This window comes from Desulfopila aestuarii DSM 18488, assembly GCF_900143695.1.
Lineage (GTDB): Bacteria > Desulfobacterota > Desulfobulbia > Desulfobulbales > Desulfocapsaceae > Desulfopila > Desulfopila aestuarii.
In genome coordinates this window covers 20675-41058 of sequence record NZ_FRFE01000001.1, presented here as the reverse complement: position 1 = coordinate 41058, position 20384 = coordinate 20675, and the positions used below count along the sequence as shown (strand labels likewise).

17 protein-coding genes are annotated in these 20384 nt (G+C 48.6%); 10 read left to right on the top strand and 7 right to left on the bottom strand.

What is annotated here, in order from left to right; all coding sequences use genetic code 11:
- Positions 1 to 14: 14 nt before the first annotated feature.
- Both BUF15_RS00160 and BUF15_RS00155 read left to right on the top strand, forming a co-directional pair.
- The gene (locus BUF15_RS00160; RefSeq protein ID WP_073611423.1) at positions 15 to 803 is read left to right on the top strand and encodes an RMD1 family protein; all 789 of its coding nucleotides are present in this window, start codon (positions 15 to 17) and stop codon (positions 801 to 803) included.
- A 155-nt stretch (positions 804 to 958) separates the two neighbouring features.
- Entirely contained in the window at positions 959 to 1600 is a 642-nt protein-coding gene (locus BUF15_RS00155; RefSeq protein WP_073611422.1) for a hypothetical protein, read from the top strand.
- A gap of 64 nt (positions 1601 to 1664) precedes the next feature.
- Here BUF15_RS00155 and BUF15_RS00150 read toward each other — a convergent pair whose 3' ends face one another.
- Entirely contained in the window at positions 1665 to 5129 is a 3465-nt protein-coding gene (locus tag BUF15_RS00150; protein ID WP_073611421.1) for a DUF748 domain-containing protein, read from the bottom strand.
- A 312-nt stretch (positions 5130 to 5441) separates the two neighbouring features.
- Between BUF15_RS00150 and BUF15_RS00140 the strand changes: the two genes are divergently transcribed.
- From BUF15_RS00140 to BUF15_RS00130, 3 genes are all read left to right on the top strand, one after another.
- The gene (locus BUF15_RS00140) at positions 5442 to 6014 is read left to right on the top strand and encodes a YkgJ family cysteine cluster protein (RefSeq protein WP_143170582.1); all 573 of its coding nucleotides are present in this window, start codon (positions 5442 to 5444) and stop codon (positions 6012 to 6014) included.
- A 175-nt stretch (positions 6015 to 6189) separates the two neighbouring features.
- Positions 6190 to 8154 carry a polysaccharide biosynthesis protein gene (locus BUF15_RS00135; protein WP_234981066.1) on the top strand — a complete coding sequence of 655 codons (1965 nt, stop codon included), beginning with the start codon at positions 6190 to 6192 and terminating at the stop codon, positions 8152 to 8154.
- Between the two features lie 42 nt (positions 8155 to 8196).
- The gene (locus BUF15_RS00130) at positions 8197 to 8757 is read left to right on the top strand and encodes a sugar transferase (RefSeq protein WP_073611711.1); all 561 of its coding nucleotides are present in this window, start codon (positions 8197 to 8199) and stop codon (positions 8755 to 8757) included.
- A 30-nt stretch (positions 8758 to 8787) separates the two neighbouring features.
- Here BUF15_RS00130 and BUF15_RS00125 read toward each other — a convergent pair whose 3' ends face one another.
- The 5 genes from BUF15_RS00125 to BUF15_RS00105 all read right to left on the bottom strand — a co-directional run bounded on the left by BUF15_RS00125 (position 8788) and on the right by BUF15_RS00105 (position 14289).
- The gene (locus tag BUF15_RS00125; protein ID WP_084553268.1) at positions 8788 to 10047 is read right to left on the bottom strand and encodes an O-antigen ligase family protein; all 1260 of its coding nucleotides are present in this window, start codon (positions 10045 to 10047) and stop codon (positions 8788 to 8790) included.
- Positions 10048 to 10087: 40 nt separating this feature from the next.
- The gene (locus BUF15_RS00120; RefSeq protein ID WP_073611417.1) at positions 10088 to 10942 is read right to left on the bottom strand and encodes a glycosyltransferase family protein; all 855 of its coding nucleotides are present in this window, start codon (positions 10940 to 10942) and stop codon (positions 10088 to 10090) included.
- Between the two features lie 235 nt (positions 10943 to 11177).
- Positions 11178 to 11621, bottom strand: coding sequence for a universal stress protein (locus BUF15_RS00115; RefSeq protein ID WP_073611416.1), 444 nt, complete (start codon positions 11619 to 11621; stop codon positions 11178 to 11180).
- Positions 11622 to 11756: 135 nt separating this feature from the next.
- Positions 11757 to 12272: an O-acetyl-ADP-ribose deacetylase gene (locus BUF15_RS00110; RefSeq protein ID WP_073611415.1), complete on the bottom strand. Its 516-nt coding sequence runs from the start codon at positions 12270 to 12272 to the stop codon at positions 11757 to 11759.
- A 76-nt stretch (positions 12273 to 12348) separates the two neighbouring features.
- Positions 12349 to 14289: an acetoacetate--CoA ligase gene (locus BUF15_RS00105; protein WP_073611414.1), complete on the bottom strand. Its 1941-nt coding sequence runs from the start codon at positions 14287 to 14289 to the stop codon at positions 12349 to 12351.
- A gap of 289 nt (positions 14290 to 14578) precedes the next feature.
- On the opposite strand from BUF15_RS00105, the gene trhA reads away from it, so the two are divergent.
- The 4 genes from trhA (at position 14579) to BUF15_RS00085 (ending at position 17622) form a co-directional block, all read left to right on the top strand.
- A complete protein-coding gene (gene trhA / locus BUF15_RS00100; RefSeq protein ID WP_200802293.1) occupies positions 14579 to 15268 on the top strand; it encodes a PAQR family membrane homeostasis protein TrhA in 690 nt (229 codons plus the stop codon).
- 126 nt (positions 15269 to 15394) lie between these two features.
- On the top strand, positions 15395 to 15949 hold the full coding sequence (locus tag BUF15_RS00095; RefSeq protein WP_073611412.1) for a DUF4136 domain-containing protein: 555 nt from the start codon (positions 15395 to 15397) through the stop codon (positions 15947 to 15949).
- 190 nt (positions 15950 to 16139) lie between these two features.
- Complete coding sequence (locus BUF15_RS00090; protein WP_407642588.1) at positions 16140 to 17024, top strand: NAD(P)-dependent oxidoreductase; 885 nt, start codon at positions 16140 to 16142, stop codon at positions 17022 to 17024.
- Between the two features lie 58 nt (positions 17025 to 17082).
- Entirely contained in the window at positions 17083 to 17622 is a 540-nt protein-coding gene (locus BUF15_RS00085) for a hypothetical protein (RefSeq protein WP_073611410.1), read from the top strand.
- Positions 17623 to 17730: 108 nt separating this feature from the next.
- On the opposite strand, the gene BUF15_RS00080 is transcribed toward BUF15_RS00085, so the two are convergent.
- Positions 17731 to 19356: an ArnT family glycosyltransferase gene (locus BUF15_RS00080; RefSeq protein WP_073611409.1), complete on the bottom strand. Its 1626-nt coding sequence runs from the start codon at positions 19354 to 19356 to the stop codon at positions 17731 to 17733.
- A gap of 397 nt (positions 19357 to 19753) precedes the next feature.
- On the opposite strand from BUF15_RS00080, the gene BUF15_RS00075 reads away from it, so the two are divergent.
- The gene (locus tag BUF15_RS00075) at positions 19754 to 20380 is read left to right on the top strand and encodes a DedA family protein (RefSeq protein WP_073611408.1); all 627 of its coding nucleotides are present in this window, start codon (positions 19754 to 19756) and stop codon (positions 20378 to 20380) included.
- Positions 20381 to 20384 lie beyond the last annotated feature (4 nt).

Sequence of the window (20384 nt, the reverse complement as noted above, 5' to 3'; positions counted from 1 at the left end):
GGGTCTTGAACTATATGGAATTACCATCAAATGTACCGGTGCGGGCGGTGCAGGTTGCTCGCAGAATCCAGCTTCGCAGGTTCCCGTCGGAATCTGCACTGGCCGTCTCCCCTATGGTCTTTTCCCAAGGTGATAAGGGGTATGTGGTGCTGTTTCGCTATGGGGTTGTCGTGTTTGTCAATATTTCTCCTCTTGAACAGCAGCATCTCATCGAAAAGACTCTCAGGCCTTTTTTGGAAGGAGAGGTGGAGAGGGCTGAGGAGGAGACGTTCGAGGTTGTTGTCAGCCCCAATCAGGATGAGCGGGTGAAAGAGGATCGCATCATGCTTCGCGATTTGTCAATACCCAGGCTGCAGCTACTCTCGGAGATGATGGCCAGGTCGGTTCTGCTGGCCAGTTACGAAACCAGAATAACGCAAGGGTTTGACCTGGTGGAACCGATGGCGGAACAGCTTGCGGCGAGCCGGGGCGTGCGCAGTGGTCGGAAGCTGTTGCAGACCATTGGCACGGCACTGACGACCGAGCATGACATGGTCGGCCGGGCGGCGGTGGCGGAAAAACCCGATCTGCTCTGGGAGCATAGCGAGTTGGAAGGACTCTATTTGATGCTTGATGTCGAATTCGAATTACGGGAGCGAGACAGCGCACTTGCGCGGAAAATCGATCTGGTCTCACGCACGGCTCAGACGGCTCTGGAGTTGCTGCAAGCCAGACGGAGTTTGCGGGTGGAGTGGTATATTGTCATTCTTATCGTGGTGGAAATTCTGCTCACACTGTTCGAGCTGTTTGTTCGTTCTGCCTGAGAGGGTTCTCTGTATTTTGAACTGAAACAGGGTGGCGCTCTTGGAGCGGTGGAAAAAGATATTGTTCTGCGGGTGCTCATCAGATAGTTTACGACAAATGAATGCTGCTGTTATCAGATTCTTATGGAGTAAACATATTTTACAAAAGGAGTGTTATGAAAGTTTTCCGATTCAGCCACCGCTCGTTATCCCCTGTTGCCTGTATGGTCCTGTTGTTAGTGATTGGACTGTCATCGTGCACGACCAGAAACCGGTTGCTTTCCTCGTGGATTGATCCGGCTGTCGTGGGTTCGGGGCAAAAGATTGAGGATACTCTGGTCATTGGGGTGGCGAGGGACGCGACTGTCCGGAGATTGTTTGAGAATTCCTTTGCACGGGGACTGCAGCGGGAGGGTGTGCGCTCTTTTAAGGGCAATACTGTTGAAGCGGTGAAGGAGGTCGTAAATTATGAAACAGTGGTACAGGCTGCTAAAGATACCGGCGCTAAAACGGTATTGATAACGCGGCTCGCCGATTATTCAAGAACCACCAGTACGGGTGATTCTGTCGGCCGCATTTATGGGGTGCTTAAGGATGCGCCCATGGATTATGGAATGATGATCGCCAGCACAACTGAAAGCACCAGTACCAGCAACAAGCTTAAGCTGGAGTTGGAGTCGCACCTTTATGACGTAGGTACCCGGAAGCTGATCTGGTCAGGCAGATCGGAGGTGACTGATCCGGTGATGACCAACAAGTTTATTGATACCGCTACCGGCCTCTTCATTGCGGATTTGAAAAAGAATAAACTTCTCTGAGAAAAAAGATGGGCAGTACATGGTAACACGCTCTGCAGGGAGAACCTGCAGAGCTTTCTCCTTGCTATTTCACCTCTAGCATAACCATCGGCTTGGCTTCTTTAGCCGTATCGATTACCGGGTCGCTGACCAGAATCCGCAGTTTATCAATGCCGTTCTTGTCGATCAGAAAAGCGGTGATTGTCGCAACCCGCTGCTGAGCAAGTTGCTCCAGCTGTTTTTGCATCTCTGCATCCGGTTTTGCCGGTTGCTCCTTTTTGCCTTTCTTTGATTTGCCATCCTCTTCTTTTGGTTGAAGTTCACTAGGTGTGATATGCGGTGTGAGGCGTAAATCCTGGTCTTTGTTGTCCGTCAACATCTTCGCGATTCGCTTAAGATAATCCTTGTGCTCGTCGGTCAACTCCTGGGCTTGGGGCTCGAAGATTACCGGCGGCAGATCCACCTGCAGCATCTTCTCGCCAACCTTCATTCCCACGTAAGCGAGCGCCGCGTAGGGTCCCAGAGTGTAGACAAAATAGGAGGAGGCCGCAGAAACGATGGATTTGTTCAGCGCTGTTACGATGATTGAGGCAATGCCGACGTTGAGATTGTCGAGTGGTCCGCTGATGGGGATGTCGAGTGAGATGTTGCCATCACCGTCACGCATCATGGCCAGCGCGGCGTCGAGGGGAACCGGTAGCTGGTTGTTGAGTTCGGCTGCGAGCTCAGGTGATATGGTATCGGTTTTGAGATTGGCCAGCACGACGTTGTTTTTCATGTCGATTTTGTCGCCTGCAAGGGCAACCTTGGTCGTCAGTTTCAGGTTGCCGCTTGAAAGGGCTGTGCCCACTGCCTGAACGGTATAGGGTGAGAGGCTGGTCAGTGGGTAATTTTTCAGTATCAGATCGAGTTTGAGATCCGGTTTTCTTTTAAATGGCTTAATGATGCCAGCTATTTTCAGCGGCGCTTTTTTCTCAAGTTTGCCTTCCAGCAGCAGTTCAGATCCCTTGTCTGGCTGGGTCGAATCGAGAGGTTTAAGAGAGAACTTTTCGATATTGAGGCTGGTGGCGTAGGGTACCGCCATGGTTTGATCGCGAAAAGCGAGAGTGCTGTCCTTGCTGATAGTGATGGCGGCTATCTGAATGGGCATGGCATTTCCGGCGGGTTGTTCGGGTCCTTGCTGTTTCGCTGCCGGGGCTGCAGTTGGTGTGGCGTTGGCCTGGGTTGTTGTCTCGGCAGCAATGAGTTTGCCAGTTTTCATGGCTGCCAGCTCACGGGAAAAATTCATTTGGCCATCTTTGTCTCGAGTAATATTCACCGCCAGCTTATCGAGAGCAATAGTTCCACTTTGCAATCCGCCCTGTTGATCCCAACTAAACGTATCGGTGATAAGTTTTGCCAAAGAGAGAACCGGTTGTGTATCTTTTTCTGTGGGGGGAAGGAGTGTGAGGTCTGTCAGCGCGATATCCTTCGCCCCGAAGTTTCCTTCTTTGCCAACCACAATGTTATTCATTCCCAGTTGGCCAAGTGTGGCCAGTTCACTATTGTTGTGGGTTGCGGAGGTTTGCAGGTTGTGGACATCAAGACTTTCAAAGGAAAAGGTGGAGAGATCGTCTGTACGAAATTTAGCGAGATGAATTTCGGGAATACTCACAGCAAGTGGCATGTCACCAGGAATACTTGCTGTGATCTTGGTGGTGCGGATTTCACTGGCAGAAATTGAGGTGGTGCTGGTGTTTGCGAGATCTGAGATGACGAGCTTTTCAAACTCGACGTTCATTGCTTCAGCTTCGCTTCCCTGTTTCAAGTTAAACGTACTGATTTCTAAACCACTTTTGCCACTGAGAGCTAACTGATTGCCAAGGGTGAGCGAGGATTTCGTCTGTACCTTGATTTGCCCCTGCTGCATCTGCATTGGTGGCTCGGTTAGTTCTGTGGCAAGTGATGTTGCTGCCAAGTTACCGTCAAGGCTGACTTGAGTTGTGTTGTTTTCACTGGTTAACGTCACATCGGCTGCGCCGTTCCAGGAGATATCCTTGCCTTTAACACCAAGAGGGGTCTCTGAACCGGATTTTTTCAGGTCAATACCACCAAGCAATAGACCGCCTTTGCTTGCAACTTTTTTATCCTTGCCTGCAGCGTTATAGCTTACCTGTCCCTTCCAGGAAAGAGTGTCTTCAGTAAGGGAAAGATCTGGCAGCTGCAGATTGATGCTGTTCATGCTCAGTGAACCGTCATGGGCTAAGGCTAGCTCTTCACCGAGAGATAGATCGATTTCTCCATCGAAGTCGATGGATTCGTTTTTCAGCGAAAGGTTCGCTGTGGGCAGTTCCAGAAAGAGCCCACGAATAGCCAGCTGGCCACCTTGGGTTTCGACTTTGCTTTCCGTGCCTGAGGCTTGATAGCTCAGCTGTCCCTTCCAGGAAATCGTATCTTCTTTCATTAAAAGATCTGGTATTTGCATGTCGATGCTGTTCATGGTGAGTGAACCGTCATGGACTAAGGAGAGCTGTTCGCCGAGGGTCAGATCGATTTGCCCATCGAAGTCGATGGACTCGTTTTTCAAAGCAAGGTTTGCTGCCGGCTGTTCAAGAGCAAAACCGCGAATTGCCAGTAAACCGTCGGTGTCAACTTCGGCAGGCTTACCCGACGGAGCCCCATAATGTACACTGCCATCCCAGCTGATTGTTTGGGCAGCGGTTTGAAAATCACTGTTTCCAAGATCGGTTTTTTCAAGAGAGATGATTCCCCGATAGTCAGTAGCCATCCCAGCTGTGTCAGACATGGTGAAGATCACTTGACCCTTCATGCCGAATAGGCCGTTGAGTTTGGGCAGAGATGATGCAAGGAGCTTTTGCAGTTCATTGAGGTCGAAAGCTGCAATTTCGATATCTCCGTTTACCTCTATATCGGGATATACCCTCAGCGGGTCGAGGGTGAGCGTTATTGGACTGTCATCAATTTTGCCCTGTAACTTAAATATGCCTGCGTTTTTTCCCTGAGTGGTAAATCTGTTCAACTCTGCCTGATCGATTGTAAGAGTCATGTCGATTTCGGGTGTTTTGACATGGATGCTGCAATTTTCGATCAGGACATTATCCGCACGAAATCCCCAACCCGGGCCGGAGGGATCCGGTGGGTCAAGAGTCTGCTTTTTAGGTGCACCACCCGACATAGTGAAAGAACCGTAGCGCCATGTGCCATCCTCGTATTGTTCAATTTCGAGGTAAAGGTCGCGGTATTCAGATTTTTCTACCCGGACACTACGGTCAAAAAGAGAGGTAAGATCGAGATCGATGACAAGGTTGGAGTGATGGAGGATTGAACGCTTTCCTCCCTGGACATCAAGGCTGCCGAGAGTAATCCTGCCAAGAAAGGGGTTAAAGGAAAGGGTGTCTATGGAGGCACTTTCGGCTCCGTTTTTCACAAGCCAGTGGATGAGGTAATATTTAATACCGAGCGGCAGGAGGGCTACAAAAAGGATAAGGGATGCAACAAGTCCAAGGCAAACTTTTACCCAGCGTTTACGGATGAGATTTTGTATGGTCATGTGTTGTCGGTTCTCGGTTGTTTGTGGCAGCGTCGGTGGACTGGGGGGCAGCACCACCTGCAGCCGGATTAAATTACAATGTGTTCAAGGGCCTGATAAGAATATCTGGATAAAAGCTGATTGCTAAAAAAGGAAAGGGAAAACAGGCCCGGAGACTCTTTTTCTCTGCAAAAAAAATTCTATCCTTCTGAGGAGTTCGATGAATGATTGTGTCTTTTATTTGTACGCACAATAGAAGTGTATTGCAACCCATGAGATTCCTTTTCCAATAGCTGTTGGGCATATCGTCGAAATAAAGTATAGTGCGGTTCATTGAATCTCTATAAAAAACAACCGAATCATCAGTTCCAACCTATGACATCACCAATCAAACGATTACCTGCTCCTGCTCAACACATTCGTGAGGCGTATCGTCAACTCGTTGCCGAGATTGATGAGCTGGCGAGAGAACTTGCCACAACTCGATTTCCCAATGTCCTGCAGTGCAGGCCCGGTTGCGATGAATGCTGCATGTGCTTTTCAGTCCTGCCATTGGAAGCAGCCATTCTGGCCGAGGCGATGAAGGATGTCCAGTTACCAAAACATGGCAATACTGAAAAATGCGTGTTGCTGTCTGGCGGACTTTGTCAGGTTTATACAGCTCGCCCGATTATTTGCCGCACCCAAGGGCTTCCGCTTGGTTATGTAGATGAATTTGCAGGAACCATTGAAGTGTCAGCTTGCCCGTTAAATTTTACGGATGATTATTCTTTTGGCGAAGACGATTTGCTTTATATGGATGACTTTAACCGACGTTTTGTGAAACTCAACCATGAATATTGCCGCTGCGTTGGCCTTGATCCTGGGGGGCGTATTCCATTGGCTGGGTTTTATCAAAATAAGTAAAGTATATCTTTGAACAATTTTAAATAACTGCTATTCCTGGGAGTATTGTTTTTTTAATTTGCAATTAGCTTAATTTTCAGGTTAAGCAGGTTGCTGCATTTTTCGGACTCTGCAAGCAGAAGCTCCATAAATCAAGTGGCATATTGCCGCTATTGTATGTGTCTTGACTGGATTAATGAGAAAACAGCGTCTCAATACATTTTTTGATCATATCAGAATATTCCGTGGTCTCATGGTGAGAAAGACTTTTTGGGTGGTCCTTTTCACCGATATTGTCTTGATTGCGGTTTCACACGTCCTTGCTTACGCAGTACGTTTCGATTTTGAGCTGTTTTCTCAGAGCAATCGCATAATTGGGCTCTTCCCTTTTTTTGTTGCTGTAAAAATCCCGGTTTTCTATATCTTTGGCTTGTACCGAGGAATGTGGCGCTATACCAGCATAACGGATTTACTGAATATATTTAAAGCTGTTTGCGTTTCTTCAGGATTTATCATCATGTCGGTCCTCTATCTGAATCGGTTCGAAGGGTTTTCCCGATCGGTTTTCTTTATGGATGGCGTGTTCTGCTTTTTGCTGGTTTGTGCTCATCGGGGAGTTATACGTTATGTGTTGGAAGATGGTGAAATGTTCAAATGGCTTCCGTATCGAATTAAAACGAATCGGCAGATTCGAAGACTGTTGCTTGTTGGCGCCGGAGCTGCGGCAGAAAAAGTCATCCGAGAAGTTCGTGATAACCATGGTGTACCATATGAAGTGGTCGGTCTCGTGGATGATGATTATAGGAAACAGGGGCTGAAAATCCATGGTATTCCCGTGCTGGGGAAGACAGTTGACCTGAAGGAGAGTGCATTACGGGTCAGTGCTGAGGAGATTTTGATCACCATAGCCTCTGCAACGGGGGAGCAGATGAAGCGGCTGGTCGATATCTGCCGTGAAACGGCATTACCCTTTAAGGTGCTGCCCAGTATGGGGGAAATTATCAAGGGACGACTGAGCGTATCAGCGATTCGCGAAGTGGACTACAGAGATTTGCTTGGAAGGCCGGTGGTGAGCCTCGATCAGGAAAAGATAGGCTCTCTCATAACCGGGCGTACTATCATGGTGACTGGAGCAGGTGGCAGCATCGGTTCCGAGCTCTGCAAACAGCTAGTACGGTATGCACCTGGCAAGTTGATCCTCCTTGATGCGGCAGAAGAAAATCTGTACAAGCTGCAGATGGAGCTTCATCACACGATAGGATTTCATAATTATATTGCGGTGCTTGCTAAAATACAGAATGAATCTTTGTTGGATGCTCTCTTTGAGGAGCATGCGCCTTCAATGGTGCTTCATGCTGCAGCGTATAAGCATGTTCCATTGATCGAATTAAATCCATGGGAAGCTGTTTCCAATAATATTCAAGCTACCAAATGTTTACTAGATGTAGTTGCTCGCCACAATATTGAGCGTTTTGTGCTTGTTTCCACCGATAAGGCAGTTCGTCCTACAAATGTTATGGGAGCGTCCAAGCGGCTTACAGAGATGCTTATGCTGTCGCATAGCAAGAGGGGGAGGGGAACTTCGTTTATGGCGGTTCGGTTTGGCAACGTTTTGGGTTCCTCTGGTTCTGTAGTCCCGTTGTTCAGGCAACAAATTGCACAAGGGGGTCCAGTAACAGTGACTCATCCGGATGTAACTCGTTATTTCATGTCAATTGATGAGGCTGCTCAACTTATCTTGCAAGCAGCGACAATGGGTTCAGGGGGGGAGATATTTATCTTGAAAATGGGACAACCCGTTAAAATTGCAAACCTTGCTCGGGATTTGGTCAAACTGATGGGGTATGAGCCGGATGTAGATATTAAAATCATTTATCAAGGGCTGAGGCCAGGTGAAAAACTCTATGAGGAGTTGATAACTGAAGGTGAAGGGATTGTGCCAACAGCACATAAAAAAATAATGGTATTACAAAGCAATGGCCAGGCCAACAGGGTGGGCGAGGATGTCCTCAGTGAATTGTTTGACTGTTCGATGAGATATGATGCAAGGGGAATTAAAGATGCTTTGCGACGTATTATTCCTGAATACCAACCTGATAAACATGCAGATGCTGTTATTAAAATAACGACCAATATTGATTCATCACAATTAGTTGTCTGAATCTGAATATGTTCGGAAGGAATACTGGTGGATTTTCAGAAGATGAAACGAGGATTTGATCTGTTCCTAGTTTTTATAACAGCAACCTTGCTTTCAATACTAATATTCATGCTGTTTGTATTAGTAAAAGTAACATCGCCAGGTCCTGCTCTTTATTGGTCGGATCGGGTGGGCAAGAATAATAAAATATTTCGAATGCCGAAATTTCGAAGTATGTATATTAGCACGCCATCGGTGGCAACACATCTGCTTCGGAATCCTCAATTGCATCTTACACCAATTGGTTCTTTTATTAGAAAGTATAGCTTGGATGAATTACCGCAACTTTGGTCAATTTTGATTGGTGACATGACTTTTGTTGGCCCGCGTCCGGCATTGTTTAATCAAGATGATTTGATTTCATTGAGAACAGAACAAGGGGTAGATAAACTTGTTCCTGGTTTAACAGGTTGGGCGCAGATTAACGGCCGCGATGAGCTGCCAATTCCAGAAAAAGTACTATTGGACGTTGAATATCTTCACCGTCGCTCATTTCTTTTTGATATTCAAATCCTGTGGTTAACCTTGAAAAAAGTTATACGGCGAGATGGTGTAACTCATTAAATAAAAGGTTGGCAATCAGTGGAATGGCCGTTATTTACCAGGAATTCTGATTGAGAAAATGAAGAAAAGAAAAACTACCAGAGTGGAAAGGAATATTTTGTTTCCTAAGATGCTAAGGTTGAACTGAGAGATAAGAAAGAAAGAAAGCATTGCAAATAAAAACTCGTACCGTTTACGATGTATTATTTCCTTGGTAATGATCACTGTAACAGTAGAGAAACTCAGTAGGCCAGTTACACCAAGGAACAATAGTATTTCGAGAATACTATTGTGTGTCCCGCCAAATTCTGGAATGCCTATGTGCCTATAATCGATCATGCCATGGCCAACTATTGGCTTTTCCTGAATGAGACTGACGGCATTGGACCAGATGGTAATCCTGAGGGGATCGGAAAACTGGAATATTGAGATGAACCTGTTTGCTAAAGGCTCATGAAAGAAAATCATTGCGAGTGAGGTTGTCAGGAGAAGAGCGACGCTTTTTCTATGAACCAGCAGAAGATGCTTATTATTTATTGCCATCATAAAAAGAAAAATTGTTGCTGCAATCCATGAAGACCTTGATTGTGAAAAAAGAAGAGCAAGTATGAACGAACAAAGTAATGTTATCAGTAAAATGAAGCTTTTTTTGTGAGACTTGCGGTGTTCATGATCATATTGCAAACTAATAGACGCTGTAATGATTCCCGCAAGCATTACAAGGCCAAATGGGTTTCTGTTATATACAAAGCTTGAGATCAACTCATCACTTCCCATCTTGTAAAAGCCCTCCAAAATACCGGTGATACTGTAGAAGCTCAATGAGAGCAATATGTAAACGAGTATTCTGTACTTGGAGAACATTTTTTGCTCGTAAAGGTAGAGCCAGGCAAACAGCATGAAAATATATCGGTAGATGAATTTCAATATCGCAATCCAACTCTCATGGTTGGTCAATTCACTGAATGAATTCGAAATAATCATCGAGACTATGATCGTTGTGAGTGCTAGGGCAATATCTGAATATTTTGAGAGGAAATCCAGGAAAGAAGTTGAATTTCTGCCAACAATTGCACAATGGACGATAGCTGTTAACACGATGAGTCCGGTGCTTATCTCGTAGAGAGAATTTTTGGCGGGTATTGAAATCAACCAGATAAATATGAGGATGTTGGTGGATTTCTCCCAAATGTTCAGCTGGCGGAATAGATGCAATTGGTCTTGTAATGTACTGGCTAGGTTCATTTCGATATTGTAAGTCGTAGCATGGGATGCAGGGTTGAAGTGGAAATAACCAAGGCTGCAGCGCATTACAGAGATGGTAGCCCTTTATCTCGCATAATTTGTGTGACTAAAGAAATCCCCTGAATGTGGATTCCATCCCTGAAATAATGTCAGACATATTGAGAATTCTCTCTCTTGCGGAGTGTTTCTGAAAATAGAGCCTTCTGCCTGATTCTCTTATTTCTTTACACTTATCCGTATTGTTTGAATAGTACTGCATTAACTCTGCAGCTTCATCTGGTTCGTGAAACCAAACAAGGTGCTTATGGTTTTCAAACATCTGTTCAATCTCAGGATAATGTCGCACCAAGGCAAAGCCACCGGAAGAGAGGATATTGTAGAGCCTGTTTGAGGTATAGCCAGCCACTGGCAGGCTAATGCTCAAACTGAAAGGAGTTTGATTGTAGAGCCAGACCTGATCTCGTGTGTTTTTTTCACCACTGATAAGGTGAACTTTGAATTTTCGAGACAAGGCCTCCAGAATAGCGGCTCTATCGTGATGATATTCATTGTTCTCGGTGGAGCCGAGAAACACGACATCCCAGTCTATCTTTCGTCCTTTCAAACAGCTGGATTCTATTCCACATTGTGGCATGTAATACGATGGTACACCGAACAGGTCGGAATATTGTTGCAATGCCTCTGTCTGGCAGAGAAAAATTGCATCAAAGTTGACGTCTGCCGAGTTTTTGAGCTCTTCGGCTTCCCTTAGATCATTCATCCACCAAACAACCGGGGTTGAATGTTTTTTATAAATCATAGGAAGCTTGTTGTAGAAGAAAATGACAAGTTCATAGTTGTCAAAGAGGTGCTGCTTATTCATGGGTATGAGATCGACAAGGCCCGTATTTTTCACTGCAGTAGCTATCGGTCCATACCTGAACTTTTTTTTTGATACAGCAAAGGCAATTTTTTTTCGCATAATTCTTTTTAAAGCTTTTCAACAACGAAGACGTCTTTAAGGAAGAGTACATGGGCCATATAATAACAAACCGGTAACATACTACGTTGCGTGTCGAATTTCAGCTGTTGAAATCGAAAAGTTACCCAGAGATCGAAAAATGGATGCGGAAAAGGTTGAACGGGAGCTGAGGTGAGAAAACCTGACAGCCTTGATATGAAGTAGGCTGTCAGAATGCATTGCCATATTCAGTAGTTCACCGGTACGGATTCATGATCAGCACCGGGCAATGGGCATTTTTCAACACTCGTTCCGCGACACTGCCGAGAAGGATCTTCTCTAGGCCACGTTTGCCATGGCTGCCCATGATGATCAAATCACAGTGTTCCTCTTTGGCACATGCCAGGATTTCATCGACGGTGTCACCCATGAGTACGCGGCTGGCGCATTTTTGTCCCTTGTCAGCCGCCTCCTGAACAATTTTGTCCAGCGCCTTCCTAGCCGCTTCTTTTCTGCTGGTGTTGTAGTCGTCGTAGGTTGGGTTGCCGAGCGCCATTTCTCCCATAACAATGAATTCCACGGTATGGAGAAGGATCACTTCTGCCTCGAATTTACTAGCAATATTAAGCGCGTACTCAACTAATTTCGTGGTGTTTTTGTCTAAATCGACCGGGACAATGATTTTTTGAAAATTTAACATGGTCACTCCTCCTTTGGCATAGGTTCAACAGGATGTCATGCAAAACGGTGATTCTCCTTTAAGCCTATCAAATAGAGTGGGCCAATCCAAGTTTTTACGTTTCCCGGCAACATCTTTATTCTTTTGAAGAGATGATCAGGGTGTAGACGCCAGCTGGCGATGGAGTTCACTATAAACCGTTTCGTTAAAGCAGGCGAAAATGACCTTTTCCAGATTATTATTTTCTTTAATGGCTCTCACCACCTGAAGAAAAGCGATTTCACAGGCCCGCTCCACCGGAAAACGATAGACACCGCAGCTGATCGCCGGAAAGGCAATGGATGTGATAGCATTCTTGCTTGCCAGTTCGAAGCAACTACGGTAACAGGAGGCCAGTAACTCTTCTTCGTTGTTGTGGCCACCGCGCCAGATTGGGCCGACTGTATGAATCACAAACTTTGCTGGGAGTCGGTAACCACCGGTGATTTTGGCAGAGCCGGTTGGACATCCACCTAGTGTTCGGCACTCGGCAAGCAGTTCCGGGCCGGCAGCCTTGTGAATCGCTCCATCGACACCGCCCCCGCCGAGCAGGGAGTTGTTGGCGGCATTAACGATGGCGTCGACTTCGAGTGTAGTAATATCCGCTTGTATAATTTCGATTGAATTTTTCATGCCGTTCAGCCTTGGATTTCAGGGTTGTATTGGTTGTAATGGGCTATTGATCTGTGCTAACGGATCTTTACTCCTTTCATCTCAGTTCTGGCAGGTCCCGATACAGCTCCAGCGCTTCCGGATTGGCGAGCGAGGTAATATTTTTCACTTCACGCTCATGGATAACCTCGCGTACAGCCAACTCAACGATTTTCCCGGATTTGGTACGCGGGATGGCATCGACTTGTATCACTCGGGCCGGGACGTGGCGTGGGCTGCATTTTTCCAGTATCGTTTTTCGGATTTTTTGGGTGAGTTTTTCGTCCAAAGTGTGTCCAGGCTGTAACACCACAAAGAGAATGACGCGCTGGTCGTTCTCCCATTCCTGGCCGACCACGATTGCTTCCAGAACTTCTTCAAGCTGCTCTACATGCCGGTAAATCTCGGCGGTACCAATACGCACTCCACCCGGATTCAGGGTGGCATCTGAGCGACCATAGATAATAAAACCGTTGTGCCGGGTTCGCTTCACATAATCGCCGTGATGCCAGATGTTGTCGAAACGGGCAAAATAGGCATTGTGATATTTCTGTCCATCCGGATCGTTCCAGAAATATATCGGCTGCGAAGGAAATGTCGCTCTGCAGACCAGCTCGCCTTTTTCGTCCAGGATTGATTCCCCATTCTGGTCGACGACATCGACAGTCATACCCAGACCGGCGCATTGGATCTCGCCACGATAAACCGGCAGTATCGGGCAACCGATGATGAAGCAGGAGATGATGTCGGTACCGCCGGAGATGGAAGCGAGGTTGACATCCTTTTTGATGGCCTCATAAACATAATCGAAACTTTCCGGAGCGAGCACCGAGCCGGTTGAGCAGATGGTGCGGAGTTGCTGCAGATCGACAAGCTCTTTGGGTCGCACCTCCCGTTTTTTTATGGTGTCAATATATTTGGCCGAGGTGCCGAAAAGGGTTATGCGTGCCTCATCGGCATAACGCCAGAGCACCGTATCGTCTGGCGCAAAGGGCGAACCATCGTACAGCACCAGCGTTGCCTGCGAGGCCAGGCTGCTCGCCAGCCAGTTCCACATCATCCAGCCGCAGGTCGTGAAGTAGAACACCCGGTCGCCAGGGTGAATGTCGCATTGCAACTGATGTTCTTTCAAATGCTGGAGCAGCACCCCGCCGGTTTTGTGAGTAATGCATTTGGGTTTGCCGGTGGTGCCAGAAGAGTAGAAAATACAGAGCGGATCATTAAAGCCCATGGGGGTAAAAATTGGGGAGGTGTTGGCAAAGCGCTCGAGAACCTTGCGCCAGGGCATGCCAGGCAGATTTTCACTTTCCCCAGTGAGCGGGATTATCACGATATGGCGAAGCGTTGTGAGGGTTGTGCCGATTCTTTCCACCCGTTCGCGCAGATCGATAGTTTTCCCGTTATAAAAATAGCCATCGGCGGCGAACAGCACTTTGGGTGTGGTTTGTCCGAAACGGTCGACAACACTTTCATAACCGAAATCTGGGGAGGTGGATGTCCAGATCGCCCCGACGCTGGCCGTAGCCAGCATGGCCACCACGGTTTCCGGCATGTTCGGTAGATAACCGGCAACCCGATCGCCAGGCCGTATGTCAATTGATCGCAGCCAGGCTGAAACCGCTCCCACCTGCTGATGCAATTGCCGGTAGCTTAGGCTGTATTCGAGTTTATCCTCAGCCCGGAAAAGCATGGCCGGGGTCTCATCGCAGCGACGCAGCAGGTTTTCGGCAAAATTGAGTTGCGCCTCTGGGAACCAGCGGGCATGCTCAATGTCGTGGCCATCAACCAGGACCGTTTCGCCCTTATCGCCGATCACGCCACAAAAATCCCAGACGAGTGACCAGAACTGTTCCGGTTCGGTGGTTGACCATACATGCAATGAAGGATAATCACCATATCGGTTCCCCGTCTTGTCGGCGACAAAATCCATAAACTGCATCAGCAGTGAATTCGCTATTCTCTCCGGGCTCGGGGTCCAGAGTCTACCGTCCAGCTCCATACGCGTCCTCCTCTGTAGGTAGCGTTTGATAACAACTGACAAACGGCAATTTCTGTTTACAGTAGTATAGCACAGGGTACCGGATTTAAATGTGGGAATCCGGAAACTCTGCTGATGCTGGTGTCAGTCACCAGAAGGAAAGGCAAGCTGCACCAACTCATACTCTTTACGTTGATGCCTGGAAAACATGTGGTGTGAGATAATGAAAAAGGCTAACATGCAGACAGCAAAATCGCACCATTTTATAGTTTGGTGAGCTCAGTCACCAATATCGTACACATTTTACCCAATGAGCCCGACTCACGATCAGATGAAAAATGCCAAGGCGGCTCAGCCGCGCTACCCACTCCGTGAAGAGATTGCCAACGCCATTACCCACGGGATAGGAGTGCTTTTTGCTATTGCCGGCCTGGGGGTGTTGACCGCCTTTGCCAGCCTCTACGGAGATGCCTGGCATATTGTGGCCTGTTCCATTTTCGGGGGCACGATGATCTTGCTCTACACCGCTTCGACCCTCTACCACTCTATCCACTGGCAGAGTGCCCGGCCGGTGCTGCGCATCATTGATCATTGCGCCATCTTTCTGTTAATTGCCGGGACCTATACGCCGTTTACCCTGGTGAGTTTGCGTGGCCCCTGGGGCTGGTCGCTCTTTGGCATAATCTGGGGGCTGGCCGTGGCCGGTATTTTGCTTGAGATTTTTCTTACGTCACGGCTCCGTTATCTCATTATAGCCCTTTATGTCGCTATGGGTTGGGTGATTGTGGTGGCGATCAAGCCGATGTTGAGCGCGGTACCGTCCGGTGGCTTGATTCTGTTGCTGGCCGGCGGCCTCTGTTATACTATTGGCGTTCCTTTGTATATTAAGAGAAGTATTCCTTTCAATCATGCCATATGGCATCTCTTTGTTCTGGCCGGAACTGTTCTTCATTTTTTTGCGGTCCTGCTCTATGTGATTCCGGTGCTGGGCTATCAGTGACAAGACGGCGAAAGGGGGCGAAACCTCTTGATGCATGCAGGGAAAAGATCTACCTTTCCTGTATTGGGGAATGTTTGTGGTTCCATAGTACATTCCTGCTGTCAGGTTGAGGGAGATGGAGATGCTATGAAATGGTGGGCGTATTTCGGTTGGTTATCTGTTGTTCTTTTGCTGGCTGGTTGTTCCCAGGTGCAGGTCAGTCAGGACTATCGGCCGGGGCTGGATTTCTCCCGTTTTCGCTCCTATCGCTGGCAATCCACTCCATCTCCTGCGTCAAGTGACATTCGCATCAACAATCCCCTCCTGCAAGAGCGCTTCCGGCAGGCAATCGACGGAACACTCACCCGGCGTGGATATCTGCAGGCTGCTGCTGCCGATTTTCTCGTGAGCTATGATTACTCGATCCAGACCCGGATCGAATCAGAACCGATTGGAACCTCAATCGGTGTAGGGTATGGTCGATACTACAATTACGGTGCGGTCGGTATCGGTACCGATATTGGTGTCCGTCAGTATGATGTTGGTGTGCTGGTCATCGATTTTACCGATGCACGAACCGGTGCTCCTCTCTGGCGGGGAAATGCAACCCAGCTGGTTACCACCCATTCAACACCGGAAGATACCACCGCCTTTGTTTACAGGATGGTCGATTCTGTTTTGTCCCAATTTCCTCCACGCTGAAGAGCGTGAAAGTGTTTCCACCCGCTGCCTTTTTTTGCGTTTGACAAAAGATTGAAAAGAGCGCTCTGCTCTGTTACTCTGGCTTTTGATATCGCAAGCCTATATCCTTTAACAATTCAAATATACTGAAAAACTAACGAGGTGTTTGTCTGGGCACCGTTGTTTCAATCAATTTCACCACAATAAGGAAATCACAATGGCATTGACCACAGAAAATACAGTTGTCGGCTTTATTGGTATTGGCGTGATGGGAAAAAGTATGGCACGCAACATCATGCGGGGCGGTTACCCGATGCATGTCTATACCCGAACCAAGGCTTCAGCGGACGAATTGCTCGCTGAAGGAGCAGTCTGGGAGAATTCTGTCGCCGCACTGGCAGCAAAATGCGATGTTATTTTCACCATTGTCGGGTTTCCACCCGATGTGGAAGAAGTGTACCTCGGTGAACAGGGGATTCTTGCCCATGTTCGTTCTGGCAGCTATGTGGTGGACATGACCACTTCGCGACCCGATCTTGCAGCCCGTATTGCCGAAGCGGCGGCGAAAAAAGGCGTGCATGCTCTCGATGCCCCCGTCTCCGGTGGTGATATCGGTGCGCGCGAAGCGCGGCTTTCCATCATGGTGGGGGGCGACAAGGAGAGCTTTGAGGCGGTGCTGCCGTTGTTCCAGTTGATGGGCAAGAATATCGTACTCCAGGGAAAACCTGGCAGCGGTCAGCACACCAAGATGTGCAACCAGATCAATATTGCCGCCATCATGATGGGGGTCTGTGAGTCCTTGGCCTATGCGGCGAAGTCGGGCCTTGATCCGGCGACCGTGTTGAAATCTATTGAGAGTGGGGCTGCCGGTAGCTGGAGCCTTTCCAATCTGGCGCCAAGGATCATCAAGGGCGACTATGCTCCCGGTTTTTATGTGAAGCATTTTATCAAGGATATGACCATTGCTCTTGAATCTGCAGAGGCGATGGGGGTGGACTTGCCTGGCCTGGCACTGGCCAGACAGCTCTATTCAAAGCTTGCGGCGGAAGGCGGCGGCGATGACGGCACTCAGGCGTTGTTCAAGCTCTACAGCTGAGGTGAAGGTGTTCCATGTGCTAAGGTTATAAAGATTTTTCCCAGTGAGTAATATCCGTATGAAAAAATTGTATATCGGCAATGACAACACGGTAGTGCTAACCTGTCCCGCCTGTGACAAGGCAAAGGTGGTTGATGTGAGTCGCTACCTGGGCTCGGATGGACCGATCAATTTCACGTACCGATTTCAGTGCGATGATTGCCGCTGCGGGCACAGCAGCTGTAAGGAATGTGTCCGGGAGAATTGCACCCTGGGCCACGTCAATACTGTTCAGTTGGAGCGGCGAAAGATTGCTCGCAAGGAGTTGTCTTTGAGCGGTATATTCCTGCCAAACACCAAAGACGTCATGCAGGTAAAAATTCTTGATATCTCAAGGAAAAGTGTGCGGGTGGAGTTTCTTGGGCACACCAAAGCTGACGATGGTGGTAAAGGCATCGTCGACTTCCTGTTGGATGACCCCAAAGAAACACGGGTACGGAAAAGTGTGCTGGTGGAACGGTGCGAGGGGAAAGAAGCTGTGCTGGTCTTTCAGGATGAGCAATCCTTTTCCGCCGCCGATAAAGCGATAGGTTTCTACCTGATGTCCATCGATCAATAAAAAAAAAAATCGGGGCGACACAGCACTGCTGTGTCGCCCCGATTTTTCCATTTGTCATTCTATCGAATGCCGGGATTGATCCTCATGGTCCCCGCATTGCCAATCTCCCTACTTGTCCTCTTTCCTTTTTAACAAGTCGGCCAAAAAAACGGCATTTTCAGTCGTAACACCAGGTTGAAAGAGCAATAACCAGCCACCTTTATATGGTTCCGCCATGACACCCTCTGGCAGCTCAGGGAGCTTGGCAGGTTTGAAATTGAACAGCAGGGCGGCGTCCGGTGCTGTCGTGGCGATGGTGGAGATCGCCTGTCCATAGAGGGGGATTACCGGCTTGGTGAGGCGTGCCGCAAAATGGAACTGATCATCAAGCTTTCCGGGATAGACAGCAACCCTTTGATTCTGCTGATCTAGATCCGCCACTGCTTTTGACACCCCGGAAAAACTGTAATTGGCATGAATTGGCCCGCTCAGGCCAATATGCACCATGAGAAAGAACAGGGCCATGGCAATGGTCATTCTGGTGGTGGAAACCGCGAACTGTTTCTGGCCTGGTTTGATAAAGGCAAGACCGGCAATCAGTGGACATAAACCAAGCCAGAAAGGGAGTTGGCTGATGAATCTGGCGGAGCTGCCGTGGATGGGGAGAAAGGGCAGAACTGTAATCGCCGCAGTAATCAGGCCACAGATGGAAAAGAAGAATATCCTGTCGAATCTATTCCCTTCGACCTGCTGCACCGCACCAAGAGCAATCAGGATAGCCGCTGCTGGCAGGAGGGGCAGCAGGTAGTGAACCTGTTTTGCGCTGACGAGCGAGAGAATGATAAATGCGGGCAGCAGGATGCTGACCAGAAATCGGGTACCTTCATTTTTTTTGTCGGCCCGCCAAAAGCCGCGCCACATTGGCATCCAGCAGGACCAGGGGAAAAAAACCAGTGGCAGGATGAGTGGGTAATAGTACATGGGGCGTTGATGGTCAAATGCCTTCACCATTCTGCCTGCTGTTTGCCCAAAAAGCAGGGTGTGGCCATACTCTTCACCGCCCGCCCAGGCTGCTGGCAAGGCCCAGGAGAGCGCAACGATGCTGCCGATGACAAAAGCCAGGAGCAGCTCTCCGTACCAGCGTTTCCAGGAAACGGCCAGGGTTTTCGTCCACCATGGGGCAAGAAGCAACGCGGGCATCACATAAACAAGTATAATTGGTCCCTTGGCTAAGACACCACCACCGATGGCGAGCCCCATGAACAGCCACCATCGTTTGAGGGTGCCAGTGGCACCGCGATAGGCGATGAGATATCCAAGGAGTGCCATGCAGCTCATCAGCGTATCGAACATGGTGAGGCTGGCCAGAATGGCCCAGCAGAGCATGCCGAGCAGGATAAACGGCGTAACTTTTTGTACTTCCCGAAACTGCGGGAACAGGCTACCGGCAAGATTGCGACTCAAAAAGAGGGCCACGAGCCCGCAGAATGGAGCAGTGAGTCGTGCGGACCACTCCTGAACATCCCAGAGCCACCAGCCGAAGTTGATGAGCCAGAAAAGGAGTGGCGGTTTATGGCTGTAGGGCAGGCCGTTAGTGTGCGGTACCAGGTAGTCGCCGCTCTGCCACATCTCCCAGGCGACAGAGAGATAGCGGGTCTCATCAATGGGCATGGCGGGACGGGTCAGGACGGCAACCGCGATAAGTGCCATTGCGAGCGGCAACCAACTCCATTGGGTAACATCTTGTGCTTTCATGTGGAACTCTTTGTTGTTCGGAAAAAAACGTTGTGTATTCAATGTGATGATAGGTGGCGTAGGCCGCCAGCTTATCGGGTGGGGCAACGATGGCCCATCATACATTAATAGCATTGAAAGATGAAGAGATTATGAAAAGAGCCCGAGGGGGGGCTGTACAGTGACGCCTTTCGGCAATATTGTTCCTCTGTCTGGCCGAAGGGTATCTGAAGAACGATGCTCTCTACTGCTGAACGTTCTTCATGGAACCTTCACTTATGTGAAGTATCAGGGAGTTGTAAAGGCTGCATGGTCATAGGTATATGCTTCCTGCAATTAAAGCAAAATGACTGTAAGACCTAGCCCAGGGGCTGTACATTGCACATGGGCAAACAACTATTTGTAACAGGAAATATCTATGTTCCACCAGTTTGTGCTCTGGCTTTCAACAACGGTGAGCCAGTGGGGATATCCGGGGATTGTGGTACTGATGGCCATTGAGTCGTCGTTTTTTCCCTTTCCCAGTGAAATTGTCATTCCGCCGGCTGCTTATCTCGCGGCGACAGGTTCAATGAAACTGAGTCTGGTAATGCTGAGCGGCACCGTGGGCAGTGTATTGGGTGCGATTTGCAACTACCTGCTGGCCATGTATCTTGGTCGGCCATTTCTTGAAAAGTATGGCAAGTATCTGCTGGTGAGCAATGCATCCCTTGTAAAATCAGATGCGTTCTTTGGCCGTTACGGGCATGTTTCCACTTTTATCGGTCGGCTGCTGCCGGGTATTCGTCAATACATCTCGATTCCTGCCGGTTTGGCCAGGATGAATTTCCCGCTATTTTGCGCGGCGACAGGGTTCGGTGCAGGGCTCTGGGTGGTTGTTCTTGCCTGTGCCGGGTACTGGTTTGGCAAAAATGAAGAGCTGATGCTGAATAACCTGCGACGTGGTTCGTTCCTCCTGGCCACCATTGCCGCTATTCTGGCGGTCGCTTACTGGTGGACCAAACGAAGACGAAACGGGATCTCGGCTAATCGGCCATCCCAATAACTGT